19 protein-coding genes are annotated in these 24221 nt (G+C 63.9%); 5 read left to right on the top strand and 14 right to left on the bottom strand.

Translation table 11 applies throughout. The features are described from left to right. Positions 1-40 precede the first annotated feature (40 nt). From LB535_RS15935 to LB535_RS15945, 3 genes are all read right to left on the bottom strand, one after another. Positions 41-1045, bottom strand: a complete 1005-nt coding sequence (locus tag LB535_RS15935; RefSeq protein WP_095765898.1) for a magnesium and cobalt transport protein CorA — start codon at positions 1043-1045, stop codon at positions 41-43. 88 nt (positions 1046-1133) lie between these two features. After that, positions 1134-1856, bottom strand: a complete 723-nt coding sequence (phoU, locus tag LB535_RS15940; RefSeq protein ID WP_224603040.1) for a phosphate signaling complex protein PhoU — start codon at positions 1854-1856, stop codon at positions 1134-1136. Between the two features lie 108 nt (positions 1857-1964). Further along, entirely contained in the window at positions 1965-3230 is a 1266-nt protein-coding gene (locus LB535_RS15945; protein ID WP_224603039.1) for an ATP-binding protein, read from the bottom strand. A gap of 185 nt (positions 3231-3415) precedes the next feature. On the opposite strand from LB535_RS15945, the gene ppk2 reads away from it, so the two are divergent. Continuing rightward, positions 3416-4321 carry a polyphosphate kinase 2 gene (gene ppk2 / locus LB535_RS15950; protein ID WP_224603037.1) on the top strand — a complete coding sequence of 302 codons (906 nt, stop codon included), beginning with the start codon at positions 3416-3418 and terminating at the stop codon, positions 4319-4321. A gap of 119 nt (positions 4322-4440) precedes the next feature. Here ppk2 and LB535_RS15955 read toward each other — a convergent pair whose 3' ends face one another. From LB535_RS15955 to LB535_RS15965, 3 genes are all read right to left on the bottom strand, one after another. Further along, positions 4441-5190 carry an enoyl-CoA hydratase-related protein gene (locus LB535_RS15955; protein ID WP_140845695.1) on the bottom strand — a complete coding sequence of 250 codons (750 nt, stop codon included), beginning with the start codon at positions 5188-5190 and terminating at the stop codon, positions 4441-4443. Positions 5191-5201: 11 nt separating this feature from the next. Then, positions 5202-5840, bottom strand: a complete 639-nt coding sequence (locus LB535_RS15960) for an acyl-homoserine-lactone synthase (RefSeq protein WP_095765902.1) — start codon at positions 5838-5840, stop codon at positions 5202-5204. Between the two features lie 98 nt (positions 5841-5938). After that, positions 5939-6670, bottom strand: a complete 732-nt coding sequence (locus LB535_RS15965) for a LuxR family transcriptional regulator (RefSeq protein WP_095765903.1) — start codon at positions 6668-6670, stop codon at positions 5939-5941. Between the two features lie 249 nt (positions 6671-6919). On the opposite strand from LB535_RS15965, the gene LB535_RS15970 reads away from it, so the two are divergent. Then, complete coding sequence (locus LB535_RS15970; RefSeq protein ID WP_411965611.1) at positions 6920-7771, top strand: transporter substrate-binding domain-containing protein; 852 nt, start codon at positions 6920-6922, stop codon at positions 7769-7771. Between the two features lie 77 nt (positions 7772-7848). On the opposite strand, the gene LB535_RS15975 is transcribed toward LB535_RS15970, so the two are convergent. Further along, the gene (locus LB535_RS15975) at positions 7849-8262 is read right to left on the bottom strand and encodes a tellurite resistance TerB family protein (protein ID WP_140845694.1); all 414 of its coding nucleotides are present in this window, start codon (positions 8260-8262) and stop codon (positions 7849-7851) included. Positions 8263-8476: 214 nt separating this feature from the next. On the opposite strand from LB535_RS15975, the gene LB535_RS15980 reads away from it, so the two are divergent. After that, positions 8477-10126, top strand: coding sequence for a lysine--tRNA ligase (locus LB535_RS15980; RefSeq protein ID WP_140845693.1), 1650 nt, complete (start codon positions 8477-8479; stop codon positions 10124-10126). On the opposite strand, the gene LB535_RS15985 is transcribed toward LB535_RS15980, so the two are convergent. The 6 genes from LB535_RS15985 to LB535_RS16010 all read right to left on the bottom strand — a co-directional run bounded on the left by LB535_RS15985 (position 10089) and on the right by LB535_RS16010 (position 18352). Then, positions 10089-10973, bottom strand: a complete 885-nt coding sequence (locus tag LB535_RS15985; protein ID WP_411969573.1) for a thermonuclease family protein — start codon at positions 10971-10973, stop codon at positions 10089-10091. The genes LB535_RS15980 and LB535_RS15985 overlap by 38 nt on opposite strands. A gap of 12 nt (positions 10974-10985) precedes the next feature. Next, positions 10986-11627, bottom strand: coding sequence for a helix-turn-helix transcriptional regulator (locus LB535_RS15990; RefSeq protein ID WP_224632882.1), 642 nt, complete (start codon positions 11625-11627; stop codon positions 10986-10988). Between the two features lie 229 nt (positions 11628-11856). Then, entirely contained in the window at positions 11857-14076 is a 2220-nt protein-coding gene (locus LB535_RS15995) for a 3-hydroxyacyl-CoA dehydrogenase NAD-binding domain-containing protein (protein WP_224632883.1), read from the bottom strand. Positions 14077-14088: 12 nt separating this feature from the next. Next, on the bottom strand, positions 14089-15297 hold the full coding sequence (locus LB535_RS16000; RefSeq protein ID WP_224632884.1) for an acetyl-CoA C-acetyltransferase: 1209 nt from the start codon (positions 15295-15297) through the stop codon (positions 14089-14091). A gap of 33 nt (positions 15298-15330) precedes the next feature. Continuing rightward, the gene (locus tag LB535_RS16005) at positions 15331-16503 is read right to left on the bottom strand and encodes an acyl-CoA dehydrogenase family protein (protein WP_224544964.1); all 1173 of its coding nucleotides are present in this window, start codon (positions 16501-16503) and stop codon (positions 15331-15333) included. Between the two features lie 52 nt (positions 16504-16555). Beyond that, positions 16556-18352, bottom strand: coding sequence for an acyl-CoA dehydrogenase (locus LB535_RS16010; RefSeq protein ID WP_224632885.1), 1797 nt, complete (start codon positions 18350-18352; stop codon positions 16556-16558). A 393-nt stretch (positions 18353-18745) separates the two neighbouring features. Between LB535_RS16010 and LB535_RS16015 the strand changes: the two genes are divergently transcribed. Continuing rightward, positions 18746-19114, top strand: coding sequence for a hypothetical protein (locus tag LB535_RS16015; RefSeq protein WP_224632886.1), 369 nt, complete (start codon positions 18746-18748; stop codon positions 19112-19114). An 81-nt stretch (positions 19115-19195) separates the two neighbouring features. Here the strand turns inward: LB535_RS16015 and LB535_RS16020 are convergent, their stop codons facing one another. After that, positions 19196-19660 (bottom strand): MerR family transcriptional regulator, encoded by a 465-nt coding sequence (locus LB535_RS16020; RefSeq protein WP_095766190.1) that lies wholly within the window; start codon positions 19658-19660, stop codon positions 19196-19198. A gap of 450 nt (positions 19661-20110) precedes the next feature. Between LB535_RS16020 and LB535_RS16025 the strand changes: the two genes are divergently transcribed. After that, positions 20111-24133, top strand: coding sequence for an SEL1-like repeat protein (locus LB535_RS16025; RefSeq protein WP_224632887.1), 4023 nt, complete (start codon positions 20111-20113; stop codon positions 24131-24133). Positions 24134-24221 lie beyond the last annotated feature (88 nt).

Here is a 24221-nt window from a genome sequence, read left to right on the forward strand (position 1 = left end):
GCTACTCGCTCCCTATTCCTTACTGCCCTACTCCCCTATTTCACAGCCATCCATTCTTCTTGAACCGCCAGTACAGGAACGCGCAGATGAGCGCGATCGCCACCAGGACGGCCGGATAGCCGTATTCCATCTTCAGTTCCGGCATGTCGGAGAAGTTCATGCCGTAGATGCCGGCGAAGGCCGTGGGCACCGCCAGGATGGCCGCCCATGAGGCGAGCTTCTTGGAAATGGCGGTTTCCTGGCTCTGTCCCACGAGCAGGCTCGCTTCGAAAGCGAAGGCCAGAACCTCGCGAAGGCTATCGATCTTTTCCTGAACGGTGCGGATGTGGTCGGTCACGTCGCGAAACAGCGGATGCATGGCGGCATGTATCTGCGGCAGGTCGGCGCTGGTCAGCCGGCGGCAGACCTCGACCAGCGGCAGCGCCGCATTGCGCAGCCGCAGCAGATCGCGGCGCAGCATGTAAAGCCGCTCGATATCGGAACCGGTCATCGGCTTCAGAAGCACCTTGTCCTCGATCGCCTCGACCTCGTCCTCGATCTGCTCCAGCACCGGCATGTAGTTGTCGACGATGAAGTCGAGGATAGCGTAGAGGACGAAATCCTCGCCTTTGGCGAGCGAATGCGGGCAGCTCTCCCAGTGCTGGCGCACGGCGGCGTAAGAGGTCGACGGGCCGTGCCGGACGCTGACAATATAGCCGGCGCCGACGAACAGATGCGTCTCGCCGAAAGTGACACGGCCGTCGATCAATTGCGCGGTGCGGGCAACGATGAAGAGGGCGTCGCCATATTGCTCGATCTTCGGGCGCGCATGCGGATGCTCGGCATCCTCGATCGCCAAATCATGCAAGTGGAATTGCGCCTGCACCCGGAGCAGCAGGTTGCGATCGGGCTCGAGCAGGCCGATCCAGACGACATGACCGGGTTTTGCCGCCCATTCGCCGGCCTGTTCGATGGCGATGTCGGCGATGCGCTTGCCGCCCGAATAGACGCTGGATGCAATGATGCCCGACATAGGGGCCGGGGTCAGGTTTCGAACTTGTTCCATCGCAAACCTCCCGAGACTGCGACTGACAAAAATCGCTGTCTCTGGAGGAGCTTATCCTAAATCAGGAAGCCGTTCGAGAGGCGGCGGTTCACTTAGCCGGCACCGGGCCGGGAAGTACGACCTTGTCGGTCCTGTCGCCTTTCGGCCGGTCGGCTGGCATCTGGTCGCCCGTGACGATGTAATAGATCGTCTCGGCGATATTGGTCGCGTGGTCGCCGATGCGCTCGATGTTCTTGGCGCAGAACAGAAGATGCGTGCACGGTGTGATGTTGCGCGGATCTTCCATCATGTAGGTCAAGAGCTCGCGGAACAGCGAGGTGTACATGGCGTCGATCTGGTCGTCCCGGTCGCGCACGAGGCCAATCCTCTCGACCGAACGCGAGGCGTAGACGTCGAGCACTTCCTTGAGCTGCGTCAGCGCCAGATTGGCAAGCGCCTCGATACCGCGGAAAAGGCTATTCGGCTGGCGGCCGTCCACCGAGGCCACCCGCTTGGCGACGTTCTTGCCCAAGTCGCCGACACGCTCGATATCGGCCGAGATACGGATCGCGCCGACGATCTCGCGAAGATCCGTCGCCATCGGCTGGCGCCTGGCGATGATGATGATGGCCTTGTCGTCGATCTCGCGCTGTCCTTCGTCGAGGACGAGATCGTCCTGGATGACCTTCTGCGCGAGGCCATGGTCGACATTCACCAGGGCCGCGACCGCCTGTTCGACCATGCGCTCGGCATGGCCGCCCATCGCGGCGATGCGCTTCGACAGGAATTTCAGCTCTTCATCATAGGCACTGGCGATATGAACGGACTGCATGGATATGCCTTCCCGGCTTGTGCCGGCTGGTGCGTTCCCTCAATCCGTCGCTGATACGTGAACCGCATGACAGAAAGAAGAAAATCCCGGTTGGTAACCGATATACGATCAGCGAGCCGGCAAATGAACCGTGAACGCCGCGCCCTTGCCGACTTCCGACTTGATGGACAATCTTGCGTTATGACGGGTCAATATATGCTTGACGATCGAAAGGCCAAGCCCGGTGCCTTTCTGGGCGCGGCTGTTTTCAACATCGACGCGGTAGAAGCGCTCGGTGATGCGCGGGATGTGCTCTTCGGCAATGCCCGGACCATAATCCCTTATCGTGACGTCGAAGCCCGGCTGCTGGCCATCCTCGCCGCCGGCGACCGATACGGTGACGCGCCCGCCTGACTGGCCGTATTTGCAGGCATTCTCAAGGAGATTCTCGAAGACCTGGAACAGCTCGTCGCGATCGCCGGGGACGACAAGCGGCGCGTTGGCGAACTCCCGCTCGATGACGACGCCGTTCTCACTGGCCAGCGGCCCCAGCGAATCGATGACGCTGTCGATCGTCTGGCGAAGATCGACCTCGGTGCCCGGCCCCAGATAGGGTTTCATCTCCAACCGCGACAGTGAGAGCAGATCGTCGATCAGGCGGGCCATCCGGCCGGTCTGGTTCTGCATGATCTGCAGGAACTGGTCGCGCGCCGCCGGATCGTTGCGGGCCGGCCCGCGCAGCGTCTCGATGAAGCCGGCGATCGAGGCAAGCGGCGTGCGCAGCTCATGGCTGGCATTGGCGATGAAGTCGGCGCGCATGCGATCGATGCGACGCGTCTCGCTTTGATCCTTGAACACCAGCACGTAAAGGCCTGTAGCATGACCAACCGTGGACGCGCTGACCCGATATGTGCGTTCCACCGGCAGCTTTTCGGTGTAGTCGACCGCATCGGAAGCGACTTCCCCGGCAAGGATGCCGTCCAGCAGCGCCTGCATCTCCGGGGCGCGGAACTTGAGCGACAGCGACATACCGGGCGCCAGTCCGCCAAAGGCGGCGAAGGCGGCAGCGTTGGCGTGAACGATGGTGGCGGAATGGTCGAAGATGATCAGCGGGTCGGCGACCGCGGCGGCCAGATATTCGCCGGAGAGCCTCTGCAGCCCGCTGGCCTCGATCGCTGCCCCCGCATCGGCCGGCTGGCGTTCGGCATCTGCCGGCAGCATCGCCGCGGCCGCCAGCGCGGCCAGGGCCAGCAGCAGCACATAGGCGGATGAGCCGGCGAAAAAATGAACGGCAAGGACCGCGAGAACGCCTGCGCCAAGCAGCCAGCGGTTGCGCGCCAGCCGCCCGGCCAAGGCTTGCCCCTTGTTGTCTTGTCCCGCGCCCGTCTCTGCCATAGGCCCGCGCCACCCCGCATCCCGTTCGACCGGTCAGCCGGCTCGCTGGACCGGCCTGACGCATGGGCCCCTGGAAATCAGGATCGATTTTCGCGAAGGTTCATGCGCAAGATCAAAATGCTGCAGCGTCTTTGCGCTGCACAGGCTCCATAGCATGAGTCCGCAAACTGGAAAGGTTCGTCCGGATGAAAAAAGCCAAGGAAACGGCCGAAGCGGTGCCGGCCACGGCGCCGATCAAGATCAAGATCGGCGGCAAGGAGCGCGAGTTCGACATCGACAATCCGGTGCTGCCCGACTGGATCGAGGACAACAAGCTTACCGCAGGCGGCTATCCTTACGACAAGAAGATGAAAAGCGAGGACTACGAAAAGGAACTCGAGGAGCTGCAGATCGAACTGGTCAAGGCGCAGGCTTGGCTGCAAGCCACCGGCAAGCGGGTGATGGCGCTTTTCGAGGGTAGAGACGCGGCCGGCAAGGGAGGCACGATCTTCGTGCTGCGGCAATATATGAACCCGCGCACGGCCCGCAACGTCGCGCTGCCCAAGCCGACGCCGACCGAGGCGGGGCAATGGTATTACCAGCGCTATGTCGACCATTTCCCGACTTCGGGCGAATTCGTCACCTTCGACCGCTCCTGGTACAACCGCGCCGGTGTCGAGCCGGTCATGGGGTTCTGCACGCCGGAGCAGCATGAGAAATTCCTCGACGAGACGCCGCATTTCGAGCGGATGATCTGCAACGAAGGTATGCATTTCTTCAAATTCTGGCTGAATATCGGCCGCGAAACGCAGCTCGAACGGTTCCATGACCGCCGCTGGTCGCCGCTGAAGAACTGGAAGTTCTCGCCGATCGACATCGCCGGCGTCGGCAAGTGGGACGACTACACCAGGGCGCGCGACCAGATGATCGAGCGCACACATAAGGAGTTCTCGCCCTGGGTCGTCGTGCGGGCCAATGACAAGCGACGCGCCCGGCTTGCGGTGATCCAGCGTATCCTGCTTTCCCTGCCTTATGACGGAAGGGACCTCGACGCCGTCGGCAAGCCCGACAAGAAGATCATCGGCGAGGGGCCGGAATTCCTTGAAGACTAGTTGTTGTTCTTCGTCTGGAACCGCTGGCCTGCCCTACCCGCGGGGTAACGCGGTTCCGGACGAGTTACAGCGCCGCGCGCCTTTCGGCTCGCGCGGCGCTGAGGTTTCATGCCGGGCGCTCAGGCGGCCAGGCGAGCAATCCGCTGCAGCCGCTTCAGCGTGGTGTCATCCTGAAGCGCCTGCTGGAACAGCGTGATCTCGTGGTCGATGCGGTCGCACAACACGTCCGTATCTCCCTTGAGAAGGCTGCGCGTCTGCAGCAATGCCGCAACAGGCTTCTTGGCCAGCTGTTTCGCCCTCGCCAGCGTTGCTTCCTCGGCGCTGCCTTGCGTCACGATCTCGCCGACCAGGCCAAGCGCCTTGGCGTCTTCGACGCCCAGCGTATCGCCCAAGCAGAAGAAACGGAAGGCGCCGGCATAGCCGAGCTTCTGGGGCGCCAGAATGCTGGTCGCCGCGTCCGGCACCAGGCCAAAATCGACGAACGGCACCCTGAAGGTGCTGCCCCTGGAAGCGATCACCATGTCGCAATGGAACAGGATGGTGCAGCCGACGCCGACGGCATCGCCGTCGACGCAGGCAAGGACCGGCTTTGGGAAGGTCGCCAACATGCGGAACATGTCGGTGACGGCGGCGATCAGCTCTCGGTGCTTGGTGGCGTCGAGGAACTCCGAGAAGTCCCCGCCAAGGCAGAAGCACCCGGCAAGGCCGCGCAGCATGACGACGCGGACCTCGTCGTTGACCGCCGCATCGCGCAAGGTCCTGGCAAGGCTCGCATAGGCGTGCCTGTCGAGCACCGGTCGGCCGTCATGCGAGGACACGGTGACGACCAGCGTATGGCCGCGCAGTTCCGGTTCGGGATGGAAACTCATGACCGCCTCCATCACGAAGCCTGCTTGAGGCCGAGCAGACCGGGATAGCCCCGGTTCAGCACCGGCAGATGGTGGTTGCGGCGGGCCCGCACGACATCGAGCGTATGCTCGGTGAAGGTGAGCAGCGTCGCCACGACCTGCTGGTTGCCATAGGTGCGCTGGTAACCGAGCGGCGTCGCCAGGAAGTGCAGTTGCAGAGCGCGCAGCACCCACATCGGCTCGAACTCGATGATGACCTGGTTGACGTTGCGCTTCAGGCCCCATTCGACGAAGCCGGCGATCAGCTCGGTGCCGACTGTCGAGACGCCGCGTTTGCCGTCGCGAAAACCCGGAGCCACCGCGTAGCGGGTCAGTTCCCAGACATTCGGCCCCGAGGGGGACGGTCCTTCGCAGAGATCCGACAGAACATCCGTCAGAAGATGCGGCCGTGTGGTCGGCAGCATGCGCTGGTAGCCAGCCAGTTCGCCGTTGCGGATGACGAGGTGGTGTTCGGCTTCGTCATGATCGAACTGGTCGATCTCGAGCTGGTCAGGACGGTCGAGATCGGTCCAACCCATCTCCTCGACGAAGATCTTGTAGCGCAAGCGATGGACCGCCTCCCAAAGGTCGGGGCGTTCCATCAGTTCCTGAGTGGTAAGGGCAAAAAGCATTAGCCGTCTCCTGGGCTTAAGAGGAAGATACGGCCGTGATGTCCCTTAAAATATTGCGCGAAGGCGCAGGCAAGAATTTCCAGGTCGGCACGGCCGACCTAGCTAATATAACCGCGCCTAATCGCCTCCGCGACCGCCTGTACCCGATTGGCTGCGCCGAGTTTGCTCTTGGCGTTAAGAAGGTGTTTCTCGGAAGTGTGTTCCGAGATGCCGAGGATTTGCGAGATCTCCCATTCGGACTTGCCGACGGCGGCCCATTGCAGGCACTCCCGCTCACGCGCCGTCAATTCTATGTGATCGATGACGCTGTCGGCCTTGGTGTGCAGTTGCATGGCACGGCCTATCGCATAGGTCGACGCGAGCGATACCATTCCGAATTCCGCATCCGACAATTCAACGGATTCGCCACCCAGCGAGACCATGACGATCTGGCCGTCGAGCGTGACCAGCGGAAACGCCAGGCCGTCGCGCAGCTTGAACTCGCGGGCGTCGCCCATGACTTCGTCGCTGTTCTTGTCGATCAGGGCGTTCTTGGAAGCGTCCCGCCACTGGAACGGCGCCTGAAGCTGCTTCATGTGGCTGACGACCGGGTCGTGGTCGACATAGTTGCGCGCCACATAGCGCTCCAGCCATTCGCCGGGCCAATCGCAAAGCATCACATGCTGTTTCTGCCGGCCGCGCGGCGTGCCCGGCTGCGGCACGGTTCCCGCCATCAGTGCGGTCAGGCCGAAGCTCGAGGTGATGCCGAGCAGCCTCTCGCAGACCGCGGCCGCGGTGCCAGCATGCTGCAACTGGTCTATGTATTCCAGCGTTCTGTCGAACAGGCCCATCGCAACATCTACCCCATGTTGCTTCTGCTTTTTCATTACCGACGGTAGATGCCCGACCCCCCCTTCGTCATCAACCCCCGCGTCGCAATCTCCTCAGCAAAACCGGCAGCTTCCCCCTTCCGGCACGCAAGGTCACTTGCAAACGTGCTAAAGCATACGCTGAATTTGGCTGCTTGAAATCAAAAACCGTTGTGCCTGCCCCCCTTTTCATACGAAAAGCCAAGAAAGCTGTCTGGGCGGAGCCTTATCGTGAAATTGCGGTGGATATTTCTGGCCCTGATATCGGCACTGACCGGCGCGCTGCCCCTTGCCGGACCGACTCAGGCGGCGGAGCCGCAGGTGCCGGTGCTGTGGGACGCCAAGGAGCGGCTGCCGAAACCCGATCTCTCCGCGCTGCCGCGGCTCAGATTCCTCACCACCACCGATTTTCCGCCGTTCAACTTCCTCGACGGCGCCGGCCGCCTGTCGGGTTTCCACATCGATCTGGCGCGGGCGATCTGCGCGGAACTGGGCGTCGCCGAAAAGTGCCAGGTCCAGGCTTTGCCGTGGAACGAACTGGACGATGCTCTGCAGAAAGGCGAAGGCGAGGCGATCATCGCCGGCATCGCTGCGACGCCGGACAGCCGCGAGAAATACGCCTTCTCGCGCTCCTACATGCAATTCCCGGCTCGCTTCATCATGCCCAAGGCGAAGGCCTTCGCCGAGCCGATCCTCGACAAGCTGCGAAGCAAGCGGGTCGGCGTCGTCGCCGGCTCGGCGCATGAGAAAATGCTGCGGGACTACTTCAACACCGTGCAGGTGGTGACCTTCGACACACCGGAAGACCTCTATGCCGACCTCAAGGCCGGCAAGGTCGACGCCGCCTTCGGCGATGGCATGCGCTTTGCTTTCTGGCTGGGCGGCTCCGACGCCGCCGGCTGCTGCCGCTTCGCCGGCGGTCCGTATCTGGCGCCGGAATATCTGGGCTCGGGGATGGCGATCGCCACCCGCAAGAACGACACAGCGCTTGCCGCCGCCTTCGACTACGCGCTGCAGGAAATCTCGATCAAGGGCACCTTCGCCGAGTTTTACCTGCGCTATTTCCCGGTGAGTTTTTTCTAACCGGTTATTCAGCAATTCCGAACAGAAGGCGCGGCGAAGTCGCCGAGCCTAACCGCTCAGACTTTTCCTGGATTGCTTCATGTCAGCGAGCGCAAGCGCGCCTTGGCCGCGCGGGCGATCGCGGCGACGGTCAGCGTGTCGAGGTCGAGCTTGAGGCGGATGAGCTGGAGGACGCGCACTTCCTCCATGCGCATTTCGAGATCGACGGCGGCAACCTCGAAAGCAGCCGCATAAGCGGTGTCGCGCAGCCGCTCCGGCAGCGCCTCGGCGACGCGCGCCAGCACGCCTTCCAGCCCGTCCTTCTCATGCAGCGCCTTCTGACACGCCTGCGCCACTGCAACCAGCCTGTCCTGGTTGAAGTCGACGAACACCGGCCAGGAGCGGACGACGTCGCCGATCCGCTGCAGCTCGACATCGGTCATGTCGCGATCGGAGGCCGATGTGATGACCATCAGGTGGATCAGGGCTTCGTGCGGCGTCAATGAAGGCATTCAAAACTCCTGAAGGCGGCGCGCATGTCATCTTTCCAAAACCGTGACACACTTTTGGATGACATGCACTGGATGATGGGCCCGAACGTAGGAGCGCTATCGCGGCGTCGCAAGGAAAAGCGCCGCAAATCGTTGACGCTCCAGCCTGTCACGCCTAGAGACCGGTCGACAAAACCTTATCCGCCGCGAAGACGGCCATGACTGGAACTTTGACATGACGGGATCAAACATCATCGATCTCACTCCCGAGATGCTTGCCGCGGCGGCCGAGAGCAAGGCCTGGCCGTTCGAGGAAGCGAAAAAAGTCATCGCCCGCTACAAGGGCAAGGACTTTCCCGAGACCGTCCTGTTCGAGACCGGCTATGGCCCGTCCGGCCTGCCGCATATCGGCACCTTCGGCGAGGTGGCGCGCACGACCATGGTGCGGCATGCCTTCCGGGTGCTGACGCAAGATAAGGTCAAGACCAAGCTTCTGTGCTTCTCCGACGACATGGACGGCATGCGCAAGATCCCGGAGAGCGTGCCGGACCGCGCCGCGCTTGAGCCCTATCTGCATATGCCGCTTACCTCGGTGCCCAATCCGTTCGGCGGCGACTATGCGAGCTTCGCCGACCACAATAATGCGATGCTGTGCCGCTTCCTCGACACGTTCGGCTTCGACTACGAGTTCGCCAGCGCGACGCAGTACTACAAGGCCGGCCGTTTCGACGAGGTGCTGCTGCGCGCCGCCGAACGCTATGACGAGATCATGGGCGTGATGCTGCCGACGCTCGGGCCGGAGCGCCAGGCGACCTACAGCCCGTTCCTGCCGATCTCGCCGAAGAGCGGCCGCGTGCTCTACGTGCCGATGATAAATGTCGACGCCAAGGCCGGCACCATCACCTTCGACGACGAAGGCACCGAGACGACGCTGCCTGTCACCGGCGGCCGTGTGAAGCTGCAATGGAAGCCGGATTTCGGCATGCGCTGGGCGGCGCTCGGCGTCGATTTCGAGATGTTCGGCAAGGACCACCAGACCAACGCGGCGATCTACGACCGCATCTGCAACATCCTCGGCGGACGCGCGCCGGAGCATTTCGTCTACGAGCTGTTCCTCGACGAGGAAGGCCAGAAGATTTCGAAGTCGAAGGGCAACGGCCTGACCATCGACGAATGGCTGACCTACGCGCCGACGGAGAGCCTCGGCCTCTACATGTACCAGCGGCCGCGGCAGGCGAAGAAGCTCTATTTCGACGTCATCCCGAAGGCGGTGGACGAGTATTACGCATTCCTTGGCGCCTATCCGCGCCAGGACTGGAAGGAGCGGCTCGGCAACCCGGTCTGGCACATGCATGACGGCAACCCGCCGGCCATCGACCTGCCGGTGCCTTTCGCGCTGCTGCTCAATCTGGTCAGCGCCTCCAACGCGCATGACAAGGCGGTGCTGTGGGGTTTCATCTCTCGGCATGCGCCGGGTGTGACGCCGAAGACGCATCCGGAGCTCGACCGGCTGACCGGCTACGCGATCCGCTATTTCGACGACTTCGTGAAGCCGACCAAGGTCTACCGCGCCGCCGACGAGGTGGAGCGCGAGGCGCTGGCCAAGCTCTCCGACGCGCTCGGCGCGCTGCCGCAGGGTGCAGATGGCGAGGCGATCCAGAACGCTGCGCTCAATGTCGCGCGCAAGATCGAACGCTACCAGGACCATTCCAAGCAGAGCCCGGAAGGCGGACCCGGCGTGTCGGTCGCCTTCTTCCAGATGATCTACCAGGTGCTGATCGGCCAGGAACGCGGGCCGCGCTTTGGTTCCTTCGCGGCGCTTTACGGCATCGCCGAAACACGCGCGCTCATTGAGCGGGCACTGGCTGGTCAACTGGCGGCGTAACCGCGCCGCCATCAGCCGGCAGGATCGAATCCGGCGCGACCGGCGCCGGCCCTGACGCGGCCGGCAGCGCCGGTAGGCCGTCAAGCTTCGGCGCCGGGCCGAAAATACCTTTCCTTGCGGCGCGGGCCTTGTCCCCGGCCTCGACATAGGGACCGCCTTGCGCCGCGCGCGCCCAGCCATTCTCGACCAACCACTGGCCGACGTCCTGGTTGCCGATATGGCATTCGGCGGTAATGATGTCGCGACCGCCGTCCGGCGGCACCGTGCAGGCGACCGCACGGCCACGCAGGAAGGCGCGGAAGGCCGTTCTGGCGCGCGTGCCGCAGGCCCAGCTCTTGCCCGCGTCGCTACAGGTTTCGTCGGCTTTGACGACGTCCACGCCGGACACGGCGACCGCGTAGCCCTTTGACTCGATGAGCCCGGCGGCGGTGGCGACCGGCTGGAACAATTTTGTGCCGTTCCAGTCGCCCGGCATCTTCGTTTTGGGCGGCTTGGGCGGCCCGGCCAGCGCCAGATCACTGAGCGGCGCGCGCGGTTCCACCCGTTCGAGTTCCTGGTCCGACAGTTCCGGCGGCGCCACGACGTCGGGATCGATGGCCCTCGAATGAGCGGCAGGCTTCGGTGGGCGCGGAGCGGCCGGCGCGAGAATGGCCGCAGTGGCCGGTTCCTGCGCGGCATCAGAAGCGGAAAGGGTGTCGCCGCCGGTTGGAAGCGCATCGGCAATGGGATCGATCTGATCGACCGTGACGGCGCTTTCGTGACCCTTGACCGTCTGCCCGCCGATTACGACGAGCGCCGCCATCACGGGAATTGCCAGAATCGTCAGGGCTGTTTGAAGAAGCCGCACCGGTCCGGGGCCCTACTGGCTCGCCCACACGATGCGCGCCATCCATTCGATATCGCGCGTCGGGATGTCGCGGTCCGGATGGGCGGGGTTGAGCGAAACCAGCACGATCGATTTCACCGTTTGCCGGTCGAGCACCTTGGCCATCACCTCGCCGGCGGTGGTCTTGACGACGACACGGTCGCCCTTGCGCGTCGGCGCGCCCGGTTCGACGATCAGAACATCGCCATTGCGGTAGAGCGGCAGCATGGAATCGCCCTGCACCTGCAGTGCGTAGGACGTCTCGGTCGCCCGCGCCGGAAGCTCGACCAGATCCCAGCCCTGCCCTGCCGGATAGCCGGCATCGTCGAAGAAGCCTCCCGCGCCGGCCTGGGCGAAACCAAGCAACGGGACGGCGCTGCGCTGTTGGGCTATGGAGGCGCCGCCGCGCCCTTCGACCAGTCCGGTGAATTCCTCGAGCGACGCGCCGGTGGCCTCGATGATCTTGGCCAGCGATTCGGTCGAGGGCCAGCGCGGCCGGCCGTCGGAAGACAGGCGCTTCGACTTGTTGAAGGCCGTCGAATCGAGGCCCGCGCGCCGGGCAAGACCGGAAGCCGATAGTGAATAGCGCTCGGCGAGAGCGTCAATGGCGGCCCATACGCGATCGTGTGAGAGCACGCGCGCTCTCCTTCAAACAGGAAAAAATGCCTCATGCCTGTCTAGCGCGCGACCACACCATTGTCCACCGGTAGCGGTGGACCGGGATGTAAAGTGATACGCAGGCACAGATGTGCGTGGTTCCGCACACTAATCGAGCCGGCTTTCGTCGCCGACCCTGTAGGGGCCACGGCTGGACGCCGTGGCCATGGTGCGCGCCATTCGCCCCCAGACATACATCTTGGGTTGATCAGGCCGCCTCTCGGACCTCGCCCTTCCGGTAAGGGTCGAAGCGCTGGTAGAAGGTCTCGCCCTTCTCGGCCATGTCGAGCAGAAGCTTCGGCGCCTTGAACTCGGCGCCATACTTCTTCTGCAGCCCCTTGGCGATCTTGACGAAACGCTTGGCGCCGATGCCGTCGATGTAGGATAGCGCGCCGCCGGTAAAGGGAGCGAAGCCGAAAGCGAGGATCGAGCCGACGTCCGCCTCGCGCGGATCGGTGACAATGCCTTCTTCCATCACCCGCGCCGCTTCCAGCGCGATGGTCACCAAGAGGCGCTGCTTCAGCTCCTCATAGTCGACCTTTTCGGGCTTCAGCTGCGGATAGAGATCCTTCAGGCCTGGCCACAGCTTCTTCTTCGCCGGCTTCGCCGGATAATCGTAGAAACCCTTGCCGTTCTTGCGGCCGAAGCGGCCATGCGTGTCGACCATGGTGTTGATCAGCGCCATCTGCCCGGGATCGACGGCCTTTTCGCCCAGATCCCTGATGGTCTGCTTCATGATCTTCTGGGCGAGGTCGACGGCCGTCTCGTCGGTCAGCGCCAGCGGGCCAACCGGCATGCCGGCGGCCTTGGCGGCGTTCTCGATCATCGGCGCCGGAACGCCCTCGATCAGCATCTTGTAGGCTTCCGACATGTAGCGGAGCACGCAGCGGTTGACGTAGAAGCCGCGCGTGTCGTTGACGACGATCGGCGTCTTCTTGATGGCGCGCACGAAGTCGAAGGCGACTGCCAAGGCCTTGTCGCCCGTCTTCTTGCCGAGGATGATCTCGACCAGCATCATCTTGTCGACCGGCGAGAAGAAGTGGATGCCGATGAAGTTCTTCGGCCGCGCCGAATTCTTCGCCAGCGCCGTGATCGGGATGGTGGACGTGTTGGAAGCGAAGATCGCCGATGATTTCAGCACCGCTTCGGCCTTCTCCGTGGCTTCCTTCTTGACGCTCGAATGCTCGAAGACCGCTTCGACGACGAGATCGCAGCCGGCAAGGTCGGCATAGTCCTCCGTCGGGGTGATCAACGACAGAAGCTTGTCCTTGTCCTCGGGTTTGGCGCGGCCCTTCTTGATTTGATCGGCCATCAGGCTGTCGGAATGCGCCTTGCCCTTCTCGGCCGACGGCAGATCGCGGTCGAGCAGCACCACGGGAATGCCGGCTCGTGCGGTGACATAGGCGATGCCGGCGCCCATGAAGCCGGCGCCGAGGATGCCGATCTTCTGGAACCTGGTCTCCGGCACGCCGGCCGGACGGCGCGCGCCCTTGTTCAGCTCCTGCAGCGAGACGAACAGCGAGCGGATCATCGCCGCTGCTTCCTTCGACTGCATGATCTCGGTGAAATAGCGCTGCTCGATCCTGAGCGCAGTGTCGAACGGCACCAGCAGGCCTTCATAGACGCATTTCAGGATCGCGGCCGCGGCTGGATAATTGCCATAGGTTTCGCGACGCAGGATGGCGATCGCCGGCGGCCAGAGATTGGCGCCGGCCGCCGAATAGATCGGACCGCCCGGCAGCTTGAAGCCCTTCTCGTCCCAGGGCGCCACCGGTTTCAGGCCGTTCCTGATCATCGCCTTGGCGGTCTCGACCAGTTTCGAAGGCTCGGCGATCTCGTGGATCAGGCCCATCGCCTTCGCCTTTTGCGGCGTCAGGTTCTGCCCGGTGGTCAGCATCTGCAGCGCCTGCTGCTGGTCGGTCAGCCGCGGCACGCGCTGGGTGCCGCCGGCACCGGGGAAGATGCCGATCTTCACTTCGGGCAGCGCCATCTTCACCTTGTCGGAATCGGCGGCGATGCGGCCATGGCAGGCGAGCGACATTTCGAAGGCGCCACCCATGCAGGTGCCGTTGATCGCCGACACAAACGGCTTGCCGCAGGTCTCGATCTTGCGGAAAAGACCGGTCATATAGCCGGCATTGTCGAACAGCGCCTTGGTCGCCTTCTCAAGGTCATTCTCCTTGTCGGCGGCGAAAGTGGCCAGCATCTTCTGCAGCATGGTGATGTCGGCGCCGCCGGAGAAAGAGTCCTTGCCCGAGGTGATGACCGCGCCCTTGACGGCGGCATCGCCGGCCACGTGATCGACGATGGCATTCAGCTCGCGCATCACCTCCTCGGTGAAGACGTTCATCGAGCGGTCCGGCATGTCCCAGGTGATCAGCGCGATGCCGTCGGCGTCGACGTCGAGGGTGAAATTGGTGTAGCTCATCTCTTCTCTCCCTCAGACGCGTTCGATGATGGTGGCGGTGCCCATGCCGGCGCCGATGCAGAGCGTGACCAGCGCGGTGTTGAGGTCGCGGCGCTCCAGCTCGTCCAGCACCGTGCCCAGGATCATGGCGCCGGTGGCGCCGAGCGGGTGGCCCATGGCGATCGCCCCGCCATTGACGTTGATCTGGTCGTGCGGGATGTCGAAGGCCTGCATGTAGCGCAGCACGACCGAGGCGAAGGCCTCGTTGAGCTCGAACAGGTCGATGTCCGACTGCTTCATCTTGGCGCGCTTCAGGAGCTTCTCGGTGACGTCGACCGGGCCGGTCAGCATCAGCACCGGTTCCGAGCCGATATTGGCGAAGGCGCGGATGCGCGCGCGCGGCTTCAGTCCCATCGCCTTGCCGGCCTTCTTGGAACCGAGCAGAACGGCGGCGGCGCCATCGACGATGCCCGAGGAATTGCCGGCATGGTGGACGTGGTTCACTTCCTCGACTTCCGGATGTTTCTGCACGGCGACCGCGTCGAAGCCGCCCATTTCGCCGGGCATGACGAAGGATGGATTGAGCGAGGCCAGCGACTGCATGTCGGTCATGGGCCGCATGTGCTCGTCATGATCGAGGATGGTGAGACCATTCTGGTCCTTGATCGGGATCACCGAATTCTTGAAACGGCCCTCGCCCCAGGCCTTGGCGGCTCGCTTCTGGCTCTCGACGGCGTAGGCGTCGACGTCGTCGCGGGAAAACCCGTATTTGGTGGCGATCAGGTCGGCCGAGATGCCCTGCGGCACGAACCAGCCGGGCAGGCCAACGGAGGGGTCCATGAACCAGGCGCCGCCCGACATGCCCATGCCGACGCGCGACATGGATTCGACGCCGCCGGCAATGACGATCTCATCCGCCCCTTGCGCGATCTTGGCGGCGCCGAAATTGATGGCGTCGAGACCCGAGGCGCAGAAGCGCGATATCTGCATGCCGGGCGCCGAGGTCGCGTAGCCGGCCTCGAAGGCGGCTGCACGCGGAATGACGGAGCCCGCCTCGCCGACCGGATCGACACAGCCGAAGATGATGTCGTCGACATTGCCGGTGTCGAGCCCGTTGCGGTCGCGCAGCGCCTCAAGCGTCCTTGCGGCGAGCCGCACCGCCGGCACCTCGTGCAGCGAGCCATCTTTCTTGCCCTTGCCACGCGGCGTGCGCACGGCGTCATAGACGTAAGCCTCAGTCATTTTCGTGCTCCTTGGCTTTGCCGGCCGCCGCGCTCACAGAGAGCGCCCGATCAGCAATTTCATGATTTCGTTGGTGCCGCCGTAGATGCGCTGGACGCGTGCATCGCGGTACATGCGGGCGATCGGATATTCATTCATGTAGCCATAGCCGCCGTGCAGTTGAAGGCATTCGTCGACGACTTTGCCCTGCAGATCGCTGAGCCAGTATTTGGCCATCGAGGCGGTCACCGGGTCGAGACCGCCATCGATATGGCGGGCGACGCAGTCATTGTAGAAGACGCGGCCGATCGTGGCCTCGGTCTTCAATTCGGCCAGCTTGAACTGGGTGTTCTGGAACTCGATGACCGCCTTGCCGAAGGCCTTGCGTTCCTTGACGTAGTCGATAGTCAGCGCCAGCGCCCGCTCGATCATGGCGATCGCCCCGGTGCCGATCTGCAGCCGCTCCTGCGGCAATTGCTGCATCAGCTGGACGAAGCCCTTGCCTTCCTCGTCGCCGAGCAGGTTGGAGGTCGGCACGCGCACGTCGTTGAAGAACAGCTCGGACGTGTCGTTCGACTTCAGCCCGATCTTGTCGAGGTTGCGGCCGCGCTCGAAGCCCTCCACCTCATCGGTCTCGACGACGATCAGCGACGTGCCCTTGGCGCCCTTGTCCGGATCTGTCTTGGTGACGACGATGATCAAGTTAGCGAGCTGGCCATTGGTGATGAAGGTCTTCGAGCCGCTGATCTTGTAATGGTTGCCGTCCTTCTCGGCGCGGGTCTTGACGCCCTGCAGGTCGGAGCCGGCGCCGGGCTCGGTCATGGCGATGGCGCCGATCAGCTCGCCGGTCGCGAGCTTGGGCAACCATTTCTGTTTCTGCTCTTCGGAACCGTAATGCAGGATGTAGGGTGCTACGATCGAATTGTGCAGGCCGATGCCGAAGCCGTCGACGCCGACATGGCCGATCGCCTCGATGATGGCGCTCTCATGCGCGAAGGTGCCGCCGGAGCCGCCGTATTGCTCCGGCATGGAAGCGCAGAGCAGGCCGGCCGCTCCCGCCTTCAGCCAGCTCTCGCGGTCGAACATCTCGTTCTTCTCGAACTCGTCGTAACGCGGCGCGATCTCCTCGGCCATGAAGCGCGATGCCATATCGTAGAGCATGCCGACCTCGTCCGCCGCCCAGGCGGGCTTTGGAAGACCAAGAATTTCGGCTGGATTTGTCGCCACGATTTCCTCCGCGTTCCGACACTTGTGGGCCGGCGGTGCCGGCCCGCCAAACCTAGAACGCTTCCGCCGGCAGCGCCATTAGCGTGTCCGCGCCACTCGTTATGCGGGCGAGACGCGCCGCCGTTTCCGGCATGACGCGCTCCATGAAGAAGCGCGCGGTCGTGAGCTTGGCGTCGTAGAACGCGCCAGCACCGTTGGCGCCGTCCGCGAGCTTCGCCTCAGCGGATTTCGCCATTTGCGCCCACATGTAGCCCAGCGCCACCAGGCCGAAGAGATGCATGTAGTCGCTCGAGGCCGCACCGGCATTGTCGGGCTTGGCCATGGCGTTCTGCACCAGCCACATGGTGGCCGCCTGCAGGTCGTTGAGGCCCTTCTTCAGCGCCTTGGTGAAGGGCGCCATCTTCTCATCAGTGCGGTTTTCCTCGCAGAACTCGCCGACTTCCTTGAAGAAGGCCTGCACGGCGCGACCGCCATTCTGCGCCAGCTTTCTGCCGACGAGGTCGAGCGCCTGGACGCCGTTGGCGCCTTCATAGATCATGGCGATGCGGGCGTCGCGCACGAACTGGCTCATGCCGTGTTCTTCGATGTAGCCGTGGCCGCCGAACACCTGCTGCGCCATGACCGCATGGTCGAAACCCTTGTCGGTGAGCACGCCCTTGACCACCGGGGTCATCAGGCCGGTGTAGTCGTCGGCCGCCTGGCGGTCCTTGTCGTCACCGGAACGGTGCGCGACGTCGGACTTGATCGCCGTCCACAGCGCCAGCGCGCGGCCGGCCTCGTTGAAGGCCTTCATGGTCATCAGCGAGCGGCGGATGTCGGGATGGACGATGATCGGGTCGGCCTTTTTGTCCGGCGCCTTGGCGCCCGACAGCGAGCGGCCTTGCAGGCGGTCCTTGGCGTAGGAGACGGCGTTCTGGTAGGCGATCTCGGCGACCGAGAGCCCCTGCAGGCCGACGCCGAGACGGGCCTCGTTCATCATCGTGAACATGGCCTTCAAGCCGCCGTTCAATTCGCCGAGCAGCGTCCCCTCCGCCTCGTCATAATTCATGACGCAGGTCGAGTTGCCGTGGATGCCCATCTTCTCCTCGATCGAGCCGCAGAAGACGGTGTTCTTCTCACCGGGATTGCCCGAGGCATCGAGCTTGAATTTCGGCACAATGAACAGCGAGATGCCCTTGACGCCTTCCGGGGCGCCCTCGGCGCGGGCAAGCACCAGGTGGACGATGTTGTCCGCCATGTCGTGCTCGCCGGCGGAGATGAATATCTTCTGGCCGGAAATTCTGTAGGTGCCGTTGCCGTTGGGAACGGCCTTGGTGCGCAGCAGGCCGAGGTCGGTGCCGCAATGCGGTTCGGTCAGGTTCATGGTACCGGTCCAGGTGCCCTCGATCAGCCTGGGCAGCCATGTCGCCTTCTGCTCCTCCGTGCCGTGGGTGACGATCGCCGCGATCGCGCCTTGCGTCAGGCCGGGATACATCATCAGCGCCATGTTGGCGGAAACCATATATTCGGAAACAGCCTGGTGCACCGTGTAGGGCAGGCCTTGGCCGCCGAACTCGACGGGTGCCGCAAGCCCCATCCAGCCGCCTTCGCGATACTGGTCGTAGGCGTCCTTGAAACCCTTCGGCGTCGTTACCGAGCCGTCGTCATGGCGCACGCAGCCTTCCATGTCGCCGACGCGGTTCAGCGGATGCATGACGTTTTCGGCCAGCTTGGCGCCTTCGGCGAGGATCGCCTCGAGAACGTCGGGCGTTGCGTCCGAGAAGCCCGGAAGATTGGAATAGCGCTGATAACCCAGCACGTCGTTGAGCACGAACAGCGTGTCCTGGATCGGCGCCCTGTAGATCGTCATGCCTTCCTCCGCCCTTACGGTCCCGGCCCGACCAAGCAAGTCGCCTGTCCACGTCCTGGACAGGAGGCCGGGCCAATGTCGATGCTGCGATAGCAAATATTGACGTTTGCGTAAACGTCAACTTCGTCGCAGCCAAAATTTTTATTTGACCGGGCGTGTCAGAACTTGGGCCCCCCGCTTGTCTGCCCCTCTGCGGTGAGGCAACTTCGCAGCATGGACCCAGCCGCATTCATCATTAGCATCCAGAGCCACTACCTGGATCAATTCAGGGCGTTCGTAAGAGAACAGCAGCAAGACTGCAGTCAGGGAGCCGCGGAGGTCAAGTTCCAACTCGCCGACCAAAACGAGCTCTTTCGGCAGCTATGCTGTGTCGACTTCGTCAGGAACGATGAAATGGTCGAACCCGTTGAACTTCAGTCCGATATTATGCGCTTCGAGCCGATCTCGGGCAGAATTGGAAGTGCTGACCTGCTGATAGAACAGCTTCAATGGAACGATGTCGTCATCCACCACACGCTGGCGTCTCCGCCGCTCGACAAGCTGAATGCCTGGTTCCAGCACTGGTTCGATCCGGACGATGAGCGCTACCGGGAACGCGCAGAATTCGGAGACATCATCCATTCGCTTTGGGTGCGCCCAAAGAAACTGACCGTGGATTTTGGAACAGCCGCGCCGGATGCGTTCTGGAGCCTGCTAGCGCTTCTTGAAGGCGCGGGCACAACTGGATTGCGGATCAATTCGTCGGCAGGGGAGCTATCATGACCTGCAGCTGGCGCGGCGCAGTTGTGCAGGAAAAGCCGCGCGGCGATAACCACGCGGCTTGCATTTTAAACGAGAGCTGATTCAGCCGGCGGCGCTTGCCTGCGGCGCCGCGGTGCGCTCGACGAGCATCTGGCGCACGACGGACATCGAGTTGCTCAACTCGCCGATGGCGTCGTCGATCAGCGCGCGCTGCTTCTGCAGGCGGGCGAGTTGCTTCTCCGACTTGTCGAGGGCCAGCCGCAACTGCCTGGTGTTGGTGCCGGTCGGATCGTAGAGATCCATCATCTGCTTGACGTCGCGCAGCGAGAACCCGACCTTGCGGCCGAGCAGGATCAGCTTCAGGCGAGCCTTGTCGCGGCGCGTATAGAGACGGGTCGAGCCGTCGCGATGCGGATTGAGCAGGCCCTTGTCTTCATAGAAACGCAGCGTGCGCAGCGTCACACCGTATTTCTTGGCCATCTCGCCGATGCGGACGAATTCCTCGCCGGCTTCGACCGGGATCTCATTGGTATTGGCCGCGGCTTCGCCGGGCGAAACAAGTTTCATGGTCACTGGCTTTCCCCTGGCGGCGTCGCGGTCACGGACCAAGCGTCGCCTGAATGGAAGCGGGGGCGTGCTTCCAATCGTGGTTGCAACAAGTCAATCGCAAGAGGCACGGCTTCGCACCTTTTACGTTTACGTCAATTCTATAACGACAGCCGCAGGGTGACGCAAGGGCGTTGTCGAAACGAAGCTTTATGCCGCACCCGCCAGGCGGCTCACGATTATGCGCGGCTTCTTAAGCTTGGTTAACGCCTTGTTTACCACGTTGGGCGAAATGTGCGCATGTCGGTCACCCGTGTTTATCCTGTAGAGAATTTTTCACGGTTTTCGAAGCGTGGGTGAAAACCCAGGAAGCCCGTCTTCCTCCGCAGCAAAACCGCTCGGCTCGCTTCGTTTCCGACAGGCTAATGGGAGACCGGCCTCCGGCCGGCCATTCTGAACACGGGCGCATCGATGAACAGCAAGCGGTCCTATCTCGATACACTCAATGCCGGCAGGCAACGCCGGCCGCACGCCTCGCTCGAAGAACTGAACCGCTCGCTCGAAACCCTCGAGCAGCGGCTGGACCGCACGCGCGCCGACATGCCCGATCGCCCCGACCTGCGGCGGCCGCCAGTCGAGCCGCGTTATCCAAGCACGCAGCCTTACGGCCAGCCGCGCTGGTACGAAGACACCTATGCCTCGCAAAGACCCCTGGACCGGCCGCAGCAGAACCCGGCGGCGCAGAATCCTGGCTCACAGTATCAGCGGCCGCAACCGCGCGCGCCGCAAAATCCGGCGCCCGCCGCGCCCGCCTTCGACCAGGGCTATCAGGCGATCGCGCGTGACATCGACCGGGTGCGCGGCCAGGAAGACAGCGTCGCCATGGTCGGCAAGATCGCCGTCGAATTGCGCGGGCTGCGCGAGGAATTGCGTCACCAGATGACCGCCGGCCTGCAGCGCGAATTCGAGGCGTTTCGCCAGGACATCGACCGCGCTATGCAGGGCGGCGCCAACGGCCTGCCGGATAAGAGCAGCGCCGAGCTCGGTCTCGAATTCGAGCGGCTTTCGGGCGCCATCCAGACACTGGCCGAAAAGAGCGACGACCGCAGCGTCAACCTGCTGCGGCTAGAACTGGAACAGGTGAAGGGCGCGCTGGACACGCTGGCACGCGAGGAAAGCGTGCAGAAGGTCGACCGCCGCTGGGACGATTTCGACCGCCGCTGGAGCGCCTTCGAAGACCGCGTCGACGCTGATCAGCGCAAGCGCGCGGAAGGCCCGAGCCTTTCGGTGCTGACCGACCGGCTCGAACAGATCAGCAGCGCCGTCAACAATCTGCCGGAATCGCTTTCGCTGCGCTCGCTGGAGGAAAAGGTGCGCACGCTTGCCGGCGCGGTCGACCGTTTCGCCAGCCAGCAGACTATGCGCGGCGGCGAGACGCTGGCCATGATCGACGAGCGGCTGGACGAGATTTCCCGCGCCATCGTCGCCTCGACGGTGGCCGCGCAGGCCAATGCCTTCGACCCCGAGACCTTCGGCCGGATCGAGAAGCGCATGGCCTCCCTGGCGGCGCAGATCGAAGAGGTTGCGCAGTCGCGGCCCGGCGCGGAAGTCATTGATCACCTCAACCTTCTTACCAGCCGTGTGGATCAGTTGGCCGGCAGGGCAGACCTGCCCGAGCAGGCCATGGAGCGGCTCGGCAAGCAGATCGCCTTGATCACCGACAAGATGGACCGCGCGCAGGCCATGCCCGACGCCGATCATATCTTCCAAGGCCTGGAACAGCGCTTCGAGGCACTGTCCATGTTAATCGAGCGCCGCCAGGGCGATGCGATGGAACAGGGCAATATGCTGTTTCGCGATCTAGAGCGTCGGCTGGACGAGGTCGCGGACCGGCTCGACCAGCGCATGCGCCAGGATGAGAGCGCCGGCATCATGGAGGTGATCGACGCCCGCTTCACCGCTTTGGCCAAGCGCATCGAGACACGCACGCCGGATCCCGCCAACGACGCGGCGATCCGCGGGCTGGAAAGCCGGCTCGAGGATATTTCCAGCCGGCTGGAAATGTCCGCGCAGCAGGTCGCGGGCATCGATCCGGCGCTGATCCGCAGCCTGGAGGCGCAGGTCGCCGGCCTGTCGGCGCATCTTTCCAAGCCCGGCACGCCGCTGCCCGAATTCGAGGACATCAGCCCGCGCCTCAACGAGATCGAGAAGTCGCTGGCGGGCACGCGCGATTCCATCCTGACCGTGGCGCGCGAGGCGGCCGAGAGCGCCGTCAGATCGCTTGCCGAGTCGACGTCCAGCACGGCCCAGAGCAACGCGACCGCCGTTGCCGGCCTCGCCCAGGACCTGAAGACGCTCGAAGCGCTCACCCGCCGCTCCGACGAACGCAACTCGCGCACATTCGAGGCGATCCACGATACGCTGCTCAAGATTGTCGACAGGCTCGGCTCGCTCGAATCGGACGAGACCAGCGAAGCGGTCAGCGAACTGGTGGATCCACAGCCGGCCGGGAAGCGCGGCGGCCGCGGCGGTAAGATCGCGGTGCAGGACGCGCCTTCGATGGATATCGACCAGCCGCTGCCGCTCACGGGGGACATGGCCGGTCTCGAAGGCCGTTCGGCTGCGATCATGCGCGATGAGCCAGACGCGCCGCGCACGCCTGCCGAGGCCGCGGCGGCAGCAGCCATGGCGGCCCTCGGGCCGGATGCGATCGGCGACAAGAGCGAGACGGCCGGCCGCAGGAGATCGATGTTCAGCGGCCTGGCGCGCGCTTTCAAGGGCAAGAAAGATGCGGACACGCAGCCGCTTGCCGGCTCTGCGCCGGTCGGTGACGTGCCAAGCGTCGACATCGACGAGCCGCTCGACCCCAAGGCCGCCAACCGGCCGTTGGAGCCCGGTTCCGGCGCGCCGGACCTCAACGCTATCATGAAACGCGTGCGCGACGAGCGCGGCGGCCAGCCGGTCAAGCGCAACGAGAGCGATGCCGCCAAGTCCGATTTCATCGCCGCGGCCCGCCGCGCGGCCCAGGCCGCAGCCGCGGAAGCCGACACGCTGAAGCGGCAATCGACCCTGACCGGCCCGGTGAAGGCGCTGAGGATAGGCGACCTGCTCAAGGCGCGGCGCAAGCCGATCCTGATGGCGGCGGCCGCGATCATGATGGCGCTGGCCGGCCTGCAGTTGGGCAAGGCCTTTTTGTCAGATCCGGTCGAGACGGCCAACAACCAGCCCGCACCGGTCGTCTCTCCGCAGACGGTCGACACGGAAACAGCACAGGACGAAAGCGGCCCGGCCCGGCCCGTCAGGCAGGCCGAGCCCGTCAAGGACGCGGCACTCGCCGCTTCTACGTCTTCCAGTCCCGAAAATGCCGCAGCCATGCCCGCCGAACCGGCGCCCGCGCCAGTGGCGCTTGCTGCGCCTGCCGCGCCGGTGCCGGCTCCCATGGCTTCGGCAACGCCGCCCGAACCCGCCGCCGCAGCCGTCTCCGCGGCGGATACGGATGGCGACACGCAGCCGATGGCCAAGGATCCCATGACGGCCAGTCCGGCAGCCGAGGGCGCCGCCGCCAGCACACCGACGGCCACTTCCGTCGACGCGACAGGCGCCGTGCCGCCGGCCGGGAGCCAGGCAGCCGCGGCCAAATTCGATATCCCTTCCGAAATCGGTCCGGTGGCGCTGCACGACGCGGCCGCCGGCGGCGACGCCAAGGCGCTGTTCGAGATCGGCTCCCGCTATGCGGAATCGCGCGGCGTGAAGGAAGACATGAAGGCGGCCGCCAAATGGTACGAGCAGTCGGCCGAGCTCGGCTTCGCGCCGGCCGAATATCGCATCGGCAATTTCTACGAAAAAGGCATCGGCGTCGCGCGCGACATCAAGAAGGCCAAGACCTACTATCAGCTCGCCGCCGAACAGGGCAATGCCAGCGCCATGCACAATCTGGCGGTGCTGTTCGCCATGGCGGCGGACGGCGTGACCGACAATGAATCGGCGACGCACTGGTTCCAGGAAGCCGCCGACCTCGGCGTCAAAGACAGCCAGTTCAACCTCGGCATCCTGGCCGCCAAGGGCGTCGGCATGAAACAGAACCTGGAGGAATCCTACAAGTGGTTCGCGCTCGTCGCCAAGACCGGCGACAAGGACGCTGCGGCCAAGCGCGACGAGATCGCCAATGCGCTCAGGCCCGAACAGCTCGAGCGGGCGCGCGCCGCCACGGAATTGTGGAAGGCCAAGCCGCTCAACGCGGCCGCCAACTCGGCCGACGTTCCGGAGTCCTGGCAGGACAGCACTCCGCAGACGACCGCCGGCATCGATATGAAGAAGGCGGTGAAGAACATCCAGCTGATCCTCAACAAGAACGGCTATGATGCCGGCGGCGCCGACGGCGTGATGGGCGGCAAGACCAAGACCGCCATCATGGCCTTCCAGACCGACAACAAGATGAAGCCGACGGGCGAGATCGACGCGCCGCTCGTCAAGGCGCTCTTGGCGCACAAATAACGGCGGACGCGTCGCATATGCGACGCCCTGCCACACATTTGCCTGTTAACTGATTGAGATGGTTTTTGTTTCGGCGCGGGGGGGGGGG

Source organism: Mesorhizobium sp. CA10 (assembly GCF_020165285.1).
GTDB lineage: Bacteria > Pseudomonadota > Alphaproteobacteria > Rhizobiales > Rhizobiaceae > Mesorhizobium.

Excerpts from the sequence above, each read along its gene's own strand:
- LB535_RS15935 (WP_095765898.1), bottom strand. The coding sequence starts at position 1,045 with ATGGAACAAGTTCGAAACCTGACCCCGGCCCCTATGTCGGGCATCATT.
- phoU (WP_224603040.1), bottom strand. The coding sequence starts at position 1,856 with ATGCAGTCCGTTCATATCGCCAGTGCCTATGATGAAGAGCTGAAATTC.
- LB535_RS15945 (WP_224603039.1), bottom strand. The coding sequence starts at position 3,230 with ATGGCAGAGACGGGCGCGGGACAAGACAACAAGGGGCAAGCCTTGGCC.
- ppk2 (WP_224603037.1), top strand. The coding sequence starts at position 3,416 with ATGAAAAAAGCCAAGGAAACGGCCGAAGCGGTGCCGGCCACGGCGCCG.
- LB535_RS15955 (WP_140845695.1), bottom strand. The coding sequence starts at position 5,190 with ATGAGTTTCCATCCCGAACCGGAACTGCGCGGCCATACGCTGGTCGTC.
- LB535_RS15960 (WP_095765902.1), bottom strand. The coding sequence starts at position 5,840 with ATGCTTTTTGCCCTTACCACTCAGGAACTGATGGAACGCCCCGACCTT.
- LB535_RS15965 (WP_095765903.1), bottom strand. The coding sequence starts at position 6,670 with ATGGGCCTGTTCGACAGAACGCTGGAATACATAGACCAGTTGCAGCAT.
- LB535_RS15975 (WP_140845694.1), bottom strand. The coding sequence starts at position 8,262 with ATGCCTTCATTGACGCCGCACGAAGCCCTGATCCACCTGATGGTCATC.
- LB535_RS15980 (WP_140845693.1), top strand. The coding sequence starts at position 8,477 with ATGACGGGATCAAACATCATCGATCTCACTCCCGAGATGCTTGCCGCG.
- LB535_RS15995 (WP_224632883.1), bottom strand. The coding sequence starts at position 14,076 with ATGAGCTACACCAATTTCACCCTCGACGTCGACGCCGACGGCATCGCG.
- LB535_RS16000 (WP_224632884.1), bottom strand. The coding sequence starts at position 15,297 with ATGACTGAGGCTTACGTCTATGACGCCGTGCGCACGCCGCGTGGCAAG.
- LB535_RS16010 (WP_224632885.1), bottom strand. The coding sequence starts at position 18,352 with ATGACGATCTACAGGGCGCCGATCCAGGACACGCTGTTCGTGCTCAAC.
- LB535_RS16015 (WP_224632886.1), top strand. The coding sequence starts at position 18,746 with ATGGTCGAACCCGTTGAACTTCAGTCCGATATTATGCGCTTCGAGCCG.
- LB535_RS16020 (WP_095766190.1), bottom strand. The coding sequence starts at position 19,660 with ATGAAACTTGTTTCGCCCGGCGAAGCCGCGGCCAATACCAATGAGATC.
- LB535_RS16025 (WP_224632887.1), top strand. The coding sequence starts at position 20,111 with ATGAACAGCAAGCGGTCCTATCTCGATACACTCAATGCCGGCAGGCAA.